Source organism: Dysgonomonas sp. Marseille-P4677 (assembly GCF_016652235.1).
Classification (GTDB): Bacteria; Bacteroidota; Bacteroidia; order Bacteroidales; family Dysgonomonadaceae; genus Dysgonomonas.
In genome coordinates this window covers 1-1531 of sequence record NZ_JAEPKU010000267.1, presented here as the reverse complement: position 1 = coordinate 1531, position 1531 = coordinate 1, and the positions used below count along the sequence as shown (strand labels likewise).

General features: G+C 30.1%; 2 protein-coding genes. Both read right to left on the bottom strand.

Going from position 1 to position 1531, the window contains the following annotated elements; translation table 11 throughout:
• Positions 1-62: 62 nt before the first annotated feature.
• Positions 63-719: an IS630 family transposase gene (locus JGH11_RS19980; protein WP_236264271.1), complete on the bottom strand. Its 657-nt coding sequence runs from the start codon at positions 717-719 to the stop codon at positions 63-65.
• 199 nt (positions 720-918) lie between these two features.
• The gene (locus JGH11_RS19975; protein ID WP_201114733.1) at positions 919-1116 is read right to left on the bottom strand and encodes a hypothetical protein; all 198 of its coding nucleotides are present in this window, start codon (positions 1114-1116) and stop codon (positions 919-921) included.
• Positions 1117-1531: the final 415 nt, after the last annotated feature.

Sequence of the window (1531 nt, the reverse complement as noted above, 5' to 3'; positions counted from 1 at the left end):
CTTAGATATTGATTGGCAACGAGGGCATTCCATATAGATAGTTTCTTATAAAGATTAGAAATCTATGCCAAATTATCAAATCCGATTATTTTAAGTACTCCATAAAAATTAATGACGTATTTTACTCCGATATAATGTAATATGTCATTCAAGTGATCTTTGAGATTTTGGAAGTTAAGAAAAGCATCAAGAGGCAACCATTTATATTTAATGAACCTCCAAAGTATTTCAATCTTATTTAATTCAGGTGAATATGGAGGTAAGAAAAATATATATAGATCTTGTTTTTGCCATTGGATTATTTTTGATTTGAACAATTTGCTTCTATGAATAGGAGCATTATCTAATACAATAACGGTCTTTTTGCTTATGGCTTCATTAAAAAGATCAAGGTAATTACCCAAATCGTTGGATTTTATACAGCCTTGTATCGTATAGTGCTCCATTTTAGAGTCTATGGTTAGCAAGCCAAATACAGTTAATCTATTTGATTTTCGACAAGGAATAAGTATCTGACTATCCTTATGTTGCCATGCATAAGGAACATTCGATGTAAGCCCAAAATGAGATTCATCTCCATAGTATAAATAGTATAAATCAATAAACCCTTCTTTGTGTAAATCGATGAGCGAATCCAATTCTTTGGCTTTTGATTCGAAGAGTTGCTGATTACGAAAAGGTCTGAGAGATTGTCGAGTTCTTCTCCATCTATAGCCCAAGGTCTTTTAAGAAATTCTGTAAAGTAAATTTACAGACTGAAATATTGTATTTGGATAGAAGTTCCTCTAAGATAGGATTTAGGTTACGACTATGCTCTTTTATCAGATCAGGTAATATCAGGTAATAGATTTTTGACTGATTCGAGTTTTACTTTTGCTCCACGATTGGCTGATATAGATAAGGTTTGGTACTTATCTTCTACTGATGCCCATGCATTAAAAGGCGCTCAAGGCTACGACGAGAAACATTTACTAATTCACTCACTTCTTTAATAGAACGTTCTTGATTCGAATAAAGCAAGCTTAAACAACGTTTACGAACAACAGAATTGAGGCTGGCTTTATGTAAGTATTCTAAATGATTCTTTTCTTCTTCTGATAATATGATAAATCTCATAACATATTTATTATGAGATGAATTTACTTAATTTAATGCAAATATGAAATAATACGACAATAAATATTTTAAATTACTTACTGATTAGTATTATTATTTGTTTTACTCTGATAACAGCGTATCTCACTCTATAAGCAACTATGTAAAGATAATAATAGATGGAGGTATATTTGTCTTCAATACAAGCCTAATTGGGAATTTATGTAAATTCAATGTAATCATATTTTCTTGATACTATTTCTGTTTGTTTTATCATTTCTTCTTATTTCAAGGTTTGTCAACTTGCTTATTTTTAAATTGTTGAAATTTTAACGATATAAAATTAGAAAAAAAATAGTCAAACAACTTGCAGAATTGATAAAAAGCAGTATCTTTGCATCCGCAATCCGAGAGAGGGTTTTGATCTAAAAGTTAT

Excerpts from the sequence above, each read along its gene's own strand:
- JGH11_RS19975 (WP_201114733.1), bottom strand. The coding sequence starts at position 1,116 with ATGAGATTTATCATATTATCAGAAGAAGAAAAGAATCATTTAGAATAC.